Raw genomic sequence first — 7,539 nt, forward strand, 5'->3', positions numbered from 1 at the left:
TTTTTAATATATATCGCGCCAAAATCATTTTTTAGAACAACAACCTTTTGTTCTTAAGTCGTTTCAGCGTCGTTAAATCTCGAAATCAAGAATGCAAAAGTTATAAGACAATGTCAAACACTCTAAAGTAGTTTGGTAAATTATTATAAACAGATAAAAAACAGCAAGTTACAGCACTTTCCGTGATGCACTGCAAAGTTTTTTAATGGTACAAAACTGCAATATTTAACTAAATCCAACAGCCAATAATTACATATAACTCCACAAAGAGTGCAATAAACACCCCAGCAACAGAACAATCAGCTACCAATATATGTTTTTTGGCGTTTTATATTTTTCACCGATCGAATTATATGGTTACTCATGAAAGTTCACTCATTTTTTGTGATATAGATCAAAACTCTAACAGCAATACCCTGTCGAGAATCTTTAATTGCCATGGTTCGAAGTGTGCTATCATCGCCCGACTGCAACTTGGATCACAGTATGACAACCAGTAAAATTCAAACGTCTATTCGTAATAGCTATCAAAACCTGCAACATCAGTTGGATAACTTTGTGCCTCGCCGGGCGCAAAACTACCTGGTTTCCGAAATTGCCAAGACATTGCTTGGGCAATATCACAAATCAACACGCATTATTGTTGCGGAGGCTGGGACAGGTATTGGGAAAAGTCTCGCCTATTTGATGGCCACGATTCCTATTGCAGTGCAAAATAACCGTAAGATTGTTATTTCCACCGCAACCGTAGCGCTTCAAGAGCAGCTGCTCGATAAAGACTTACCGCTATATAGACGAATAACCGACCAAAACTTCTCCTTTGTCATTGCCAAAGGTCGTCAACGCTATTGCTGTGCGGAGAAGCTAGCGGTCGCTTGCGGTATCGGTCAGGCTGATGACAACAGCCTGCTCGCCATGTTTGATGCTAAACCAAAGAAAAGTGACATCACACAGCTTCAAGATATGTATGAGAAGCTGTCTCAAAACAAATGGAATGGTGACCGAGACTCATGGCCTAACCCGATTGACGATTCAATCTGGCAGTCTATTGTCAGTGAAAAGCACAGTTGTAATAGTGGATTACCCGCACATAGGCAGTGCCCATTTGCTAAAGCACGCTCTGAGCTCGATAAAAACGACGTCATTATTGCTAATCACAGTCTGGTCATGGCAGACGCTGATCTGGGCGGCGGGGTCATCCTACCCGAGCCAGAAAATACGATTTTTATCTTTGATGAAGCGCATCACCTGCCACAAGTCGCGCGTGATCATGCGTCGGCTTCCGCGGCATTAAAAGGGACAGTGAGTTGGTTAGAGCGCTTAAACCAAGCGGTATCTAAATATTCGGGGCTGGCTGACGAGAAACGTGTCGGTCGTTTTCGCAATGAACTTCAAGACTCGATACAGCAGCTTATTCCGATACTAGGCGAAGTGAATACATTTTGTTCTAGCCTAACCTTTGAAGACAATAACTGTCGATTTGAAAACGGCGAGCTGCCGACGTGGCTGGAAACCCAAGCGAAAGATCTTAAATCCATCACCCAAAAAGGCGCGCAGGCTTCCGCTAAAATAGCCGATCTGATTTCAGAGCGACTAAAAGATGGAGAGATCGCGACGCGCATTGCAGAACCTGCGCTGGCTGAGCTTGGATTCTACATCCAGCGTTTTGACAATCTGGCGGCAGTTTGGCGCTTAATGAGCGAGGCACAAAAAGAAAAAGGGGCGCCGCTTGCTCGCTGGATTGAGCAAAGTAAAGAACGCGATAATGACCACATTGTCAGCGTATCGCCACTCGAAGTTGGCTGGCAACTCGACCAACAGCTGTGGTCTCGTTGTGTCGGCGCCGTGCTCGTCTCCGCCACCATGAGAGCGCTTAATTCTTTCTCATTTTTCTGCCATCAAAGTGGCATTAGTCAAAAAGAAGACGATGGTGTGCAGTTTCTTGCCCTTGCTTCGCCTTTTGACTATGCGAATCAAGCAGATTTGATTGTGCCAAAGATGAAGTACGAGCCACAAGCCACGCCTTTTACTGATGAGTTAAAAGAGAAACTCATGGAATACATCGCTAATGGTAAAAGTAACCTTGTGCTATTTTCATCTTATTGGCAGATGAACCAGGTCGCCAATGACATTAAAGGAAAGTTCGCATTAAAAGGCTGGCACCTGCAAGTACAAGGCGAACGCTCGCGCACAGAAATTCTAAATAAACATAAAACGCTGACTCAATGCGGTAAAACCAGCGTTCTTTTTGGAACCGGTAGCTTTTCTGAGGGGCTCGATCTTCCAGGGGAGTTATTAGAAAACCTCATTATTACCAAAATACCGTTTGGCGTGCCTACTTCACCGATAGAGCAAGCGCATGCCGAATATATTGAGCGCCGCGGCGGTAACCCATTTCTGCAGATTACAGTTCCAGAGGCCAGTAAAAAGCTGATACAATCGGCCGGACGTTTACTGCGAAAAGAAAGAGATTGCGGAACCTTGTATATTCTCGACAGGCGTATCGTAACCAAAAGGTATGGCAAATCTCTTCTCGATTCCCTGCCCCCATTTAAAAGAACGATAGAAAAGTAAGGTGATCGGTTTCCATGGAATTTATTGAACCCAGCATGTTGGTGGTTCTTGCGCTAGTGGCGTTTGCTGCTGGTTTTATTGACGCCGTCGCAGGTGGCGGCGGAATGCTAACGGTTCCCGCCCTGCTCTCTCTTGGGTTGCCGCCGCATATCGCGCTTGGTACCAATAAACTCGCTGCGACTTTTGCCTCCTCGACAGCGGCCTTTACTTACTATCGTAAACGACTGTTTAAACCCGAGTGCTGGAAACGAGCATTCGTGTCTACATTGATTGGTGCCACGCTAGGCACGCTTGTCGTTGATATGATCTCAACACAATGGCTCGAGAAAGTGCTTCCGCTCGTTATCCTTGCCGCTGCGCTTTACACTGTTTTTCACAAAGCACCAAGCGCGGATGGTGATGGCGTCAATCGCGGATGCCCAAAATTCAATCGTAAACAATACTTGCAAGGCTTGTCACTTGGATTTTACGACGGTGTCGCGGGGCCAGGTACGGGCGCATTTTGGACCGTGAGTTCAATGGCGTTGTATCGTTTGAATATCTTGTTGGCTTCTGGTCTGGCTAAGGCAATGAACTTTACCAGTAATTTCACGTCCCTCATCACTTTTGCCATTCTCGGTCATATTAATTGGGTTTTGGGGTTAACGATGGGCGTGTGTCTCATGGTTGGGGCTTACATTGGCGCGCATTCGGCCATTCGGTTTGGTGGCAAGTTCATTCGCCCGATTTTTGTGACTGTTGTGAGTATTCTAGCGATCAAGCTCGCTTACGATGCGTGGTTTTGATCGTTAACATTGATTGTTTGATTCGCCAATGTGAGTAAAACGCTTAGGAGAAACCATGAGATTAACCGATCTACACGCACGTCTCGATGTTCTCCGACGGTCTGCTTCTGCGCTTGATGCACAGCGTCAGAAACACGCCCCGGCTTTGTTTGATCAGCAGTTATTTAATTCGCCATCTCGGCTGTTGTCACCCTGTGTACAAGAAGCAAAGGAGAACCTGCGCCAGCTTTCCTCTCCAGACCTTCACGCCAACAAGGCACAATACCTGTCAGAGCGGTTTGTCGCACAGTTAGAAGCCTTAGAGCGAGCACTCGCCTCTTCATCATTAGCCGCAGATAATCATGCTACGCCTATTAATGAACTTAATGCCAGCCTTGAGCAGCACAAAGTGTGGGAAATCAGACTGTGTGATATGGTCAGACAAAAAGAAGTCCAGTATAAATCAGCCCCACATAATGTGGCGCTAGAACAAGCATGGCGAACCGCCGAGCAACGCTTGCAACGCTGCCGGTCAGCCATACTCAATATTGAACATCAGATTAGCGAAAGTGAGAAGTTTTTATAATGCCAAACAATCAAAGCTTAGACAGTGCACCAGAAGAAATAAAACTGGCCGTTGACCTTATTTATTTGTTGGAAAGTAATGATATTTCACCGGAAATAGCATTGAAAGCTATAGAGATCGTTCAATCCGATCTTCGTCGACAACTCGAATGCAGTAAGCAGTAAGCAGTAAGCAGTAAGCTAGTTTCGTAATTTGCCACACAATAACCACGCTATCGAATACAGGTATCAAGGGATCAACCGTAGCCCTATCACGTTGAAAAGATCAGGCACTCTAAGATCGATGCCAGATCCTTTCAACCATTGTAATCAGGGACAAATCACACTTTAAATTGATTCATTAAACGCTGCTGCTCCGAAGATAGCTGGTAAATATCATTACCCACACTTTCCGATTCGCCAGCTTGGTCTAAGATCTTCGCGCTCAAGTCCCGTATATTGGTGACGTTTTGGTTCACCTCACTTGAAACGGACTGCTGCTCTTCCGCCGCTTTTACGATTTGTGAGTTCATATCGTTAATCGCCGATATTGATTCAAAGATACTACTCAACGACGTCACCGCTTGTTGCACATGAGACGCAGTAGAATCGGCAAGCAGAGAACCTTGTTGAATCGCTTGAACGACATCTTTGGTTCCCTTTTGCACGCGGTCAATCACCTCGCGAATCTCCCCCACAGAGTCATGCGTTCGACTTGCAAGATTACGAACTTCATCTGCCACCACCGCAAACCCTCGTCCTTGCTCTCCAGCTCGAGCGGCTTCAATTGCTGCATTGAGAGCGAGTAAATTGGTCTGTTCAGAAATCCCCTCGATGACCGCTAAAATTGCGGTGATATTGGCGTTGTTGTTCGCCAATTCCTCAACAATAGGCACGGTCGCCTTCATTTGTTCAACAAGTCTCACCATCTCGGCCGCTGACAACTCCGCGACTTCTTGTCCTTGACTTGCGGAATTATTAGCCGATTCTGCCGCTTCAACCGCCGTTTCCGCATTTTGAACGACAAGCGAAGCCGTCTGTGTCATTTCTTCTGAAGCGGTCGCCACTAAATCGACTTCTCTAAACTGAGCGTCACAGCTAATTCGACTTGATGCCGCGGTTGATTTTGCCTGCGCCGCCGTTTGAGTCACTTGTTCAGAGGTGACAGCAACCTGAGAGATAGTCGACTGAAGTTTTTCTAAAAACGCATTAAACTGCACGGCGAGTTGGCCTATTTCATCCCCTGATTTTACTTCCAGTCTTTGCGTTAAATCACCTTCACCCGTCGCAATATCTTCAAGCCTAGCTACAACCTCACGAATCGGCTTAACTAGACTGTGTGATACAACACCAATCACCGCCAACCCGATAATAACAAAGCCTAACCCAGCTAAAATCTCAATGAGAACGCCTTCTTCTAATTGAGTAGTCAGCGTTCGATCTAAGGTGATGGCATCACTCAAAACGGCACTTCTAGGCATATCAAAGAAGACACCCCAAGTCTGATTAGCAATATAGACGGGATTGAATACCGTCAACCACTCGCCATCCTTGCTCCATTGAATAACAGATTCCTCTCCAAACATCAGGTCCGTCACTTGGTCTTTTGACAATACGTGACTAACGAAAGGCGTCCCAGTTTTTACATTGGGATCATCACTCGCGATAACGGACTCATCCAAACTGACAATATTAATATTACCGCTACCGCTAAATAAACTGCTATCTGAATCTGTGACGGTTTCTGCGAGTTGTGTTAAGCGCAGGTCGATCCCCAGAAAGCCAATAACCATGTTGTCTACACTGATCGGCAGAGAAAGTGATGAACTTAGGTGGTTATTGCCCCCAATTTGAGTGCTTTTAGGGGTGCTGACACAGGCTGACTCCGATGCAAGAGGACAATAAAACCGTTCCGCATTATCAAAATTATCCAGGTCCGCTTTGCTTAACACTTGGCGGACTGCGTTCTCTCCTGACTCAGTGATCTTCCAATACGTCGCAAACTGACCGAGTTCATTCGAGCCTACATAATCGGCCCCTTCGTAGTTAGAATCTTCACCATCAAGCATATTTGGCTTGAAAACGAGATAAGCGCCTTCAATCGAAGGAAATTGAATCACCGCTTGGCGCAGCATCTCATCCAGTGCTGTACGCAAGTCCTCACTTGGGACAAAATTCTCTTCCGCATTCGATTTTTGAAAGGTTGCATTGGAAATTAACATCTCCGCTCGAAAGATGGCCTCGCTAAAATAGTCTTTCACTTCACGAGCATTTATTTCAGCCCGTGCTTCCAATAGTGCCTCAGACTTTTCAACCACTGATTGAGAACTCAGTAATTGCGTAGCTTTTTGATTATTTGTAGCGTTATAGAGAGAGAAACCAATAAGTGCAAGCGACGTAAATAATAAACAGCAGCCAGCTAAAAGGGTAATTTTCCACTGTACGGAGAGAGTTCGCATAATACTTCCTTGTTCGCAAACGGTTATGCATATAAAGATGTTATCGACAGAACATCCTTTTTATTGAGTGTTTTATTACAACATGTTTATAACGATACCTCAATAATTTGAAGTATACCCATCTCTATGACAGTGCTAGTATTTCTTCCATAACAAAAAGCGTACTGCGATAGAACAACACTGGATTACGACGCTTCATTTCACATTGACCGAGAGTGCTATGTGCATTCATATTCCAGGCTTGTGTCTTTCGCTTTCACGTGAACAATTTATTAGATCGAATCACCTATTAGACCGAACCACCTATAGGATCGCCAAAATGAAAGTTATCAGCTTCAACATTAACGGGCTAAGAGCCAGACTTCACCAACTTCAAGCATTAATTGACAAACATCAGCCTGACGTTATCGGCTTACAAGAGATAAAAGTACACAATGATGCTTTCCCTCTTGAGGCAGTCGAAGCCATGGGCTATCACGTGTATTTCCATGGCCAAAAAGCCCACTATGGGGTTGCCATGCTTTGTAAACAAAAACCAAGTTCGGTTCAATACGGATTCCCTACCGATACAGACGATCATCAAAAGCGTATGATCATGGCAACGTTCGACGATGAAAACGGTAAAAAAGTCACGGTATTAAACGGTTACTTCCCTCAAGGGGACAACATCGCCCATGAGACCAAGTTCCCATACAAACGTCAGTTCTATAGTGACCTGATGACTTACCTTGATGAACACCATACGCCTGAAGACAACGTCATCGTGATGGGCGACATTAATATCAGTCCAATTGACCTCGATATCGGCATTGGTGAACCCAACCAAAAGCGCTGGCTAAAAACAGGAAAATGTTCATTCCAACCGGTAGAGAGAGAGTGGCTCAAACGACTTCTTGACTGGGGATTCATTGATACCTTCCGTCAATTGCACCCGACAGTAGATGACCAATACTCTTGGTTTGATTATCGCTCGAAAGGCTTTGTCGACAACCGAGGTCTACGTATTGATGTCGTTCTTGCAACCCAAGGACTGGCTCAAGATTGCACTGAAGCAGGCATCGACTATGAATTGCGTGGAATTGAAAAGCCATCAGATCATGCGCCGATTTGGTCTAGCTTTAAATAGCCACTTCAGATCAAGTAACGTTTTCAAAAAAAGCGCTGAACCTAAAAGGTTC

At 45.2% G+C, this 7,539-nt stretch carries 6 protein-coding genes; 5 read left to right on the forward strand and 1 reads right to left on the reverse strand.

Features of this window, described 5'->3' with window-relative positions; all coding sequences use genetic code 11:
- Window positions 1–486 precede the first annotated feature (486 nt).
- Genes dinG through rsmS form a run of 4 tightly spaced genes read left to right on the forward strand, consistent with a single transcriptional unit; the run spans window position 487 to window position 4,088 of the window.
- On the forward strand, window positions 487–2,574 hold the full coding sequence (gene dinG, locus AB4405_RS09145; protein ID WP_372060517.1) for an ATP-dependent DNA helicase DinG: 2,088 nt from the start codon (window positions 487–489) through the stop codon (window positions 2,572–2,574).
- A gap of 14 nt (window positions 2,575–2,588) precedes the next feature.
- Window positions 2,589–3,359, forward strand: coding sequence for a TSUP family transporter (locus AB4405_RS09150; RefSeq protein ID WP_102471614.1), 771 nt, complete (start codon window positions 2,589–2,591; stop codon window positions 3,357–3,359).
- A 55-nt stretch (window positions 3,360–3,414) separates the two neighbouring features.
- The gene (gene priC, locus AB4405_RS09155) at window positions 3,415–3,924 is read left to right on the forward strand and encodes a primosomal replication protein PriC (RefSeq protein WP_372060518.1); all 510 of its coding nucleotides are present in this window, start codon (window positions 3,415–3,417) and stop codon (window positions 3,922–3,924) included.
- Window positions 3,924–4,088 (forward strand): pleiotropic regulatory protein RsmS, encoded by a 165-nt coding sequence (gene rsmS / locus AB4405_RS09160; RefSeq protein WP_372060519.1) that lies wholly within the window; start codon window positions 3,924–3,926, stop codon window positions 4,086–4,088. The genes priC and rsmS overlap by 1 nt, the downstream gene beginning before the upstream one ends.
- Before the next feature lie 155 nt (window positions 4,089–4,243).
- Here the strand turns inward: rsmS and AB4405_RS09165 are convergent, their stop codons facing one another.
- Entirely contained in the window at window positions 4,244–6,361 is a 2,118-nt protein-coding gene (locus AB4405_RS09165; RefSeq protein ID WP_372060520.1) for a methyl-accepting chemotaxis protein, read from the reverse strand.
- A 319-nt stretch (window positions 6,362–6,680) separates the two neighbouring features.
- On the opposite strand from AB4405_RS09165, the gene xthA reads away from it, so the two are divergent.
- On the forward strand, window positions 6,681–7,487 hold the full coding sequence (xthA, locus tag AB4405_RS09170; RefSeq protein WP_372060521.1) for an exodeoxyribonuclease III: 807 nt from the start codon (window positions 6,681–6,683) through the stop codon (window positions 7,485–7,487).
- Window positions 7,488–7,539 lie beyond the last annotated feature (52 nt).

The sequence above is a fragment of the Vibrio sp. 10N.261.51.F12 genome (assembly GCF_041471725.1).
Classification (GTDB): Bacteria; Pseudomonadota; Gammaproteobacteria; order Enterobacterales; family Vibrionaceae; genus Vibrio.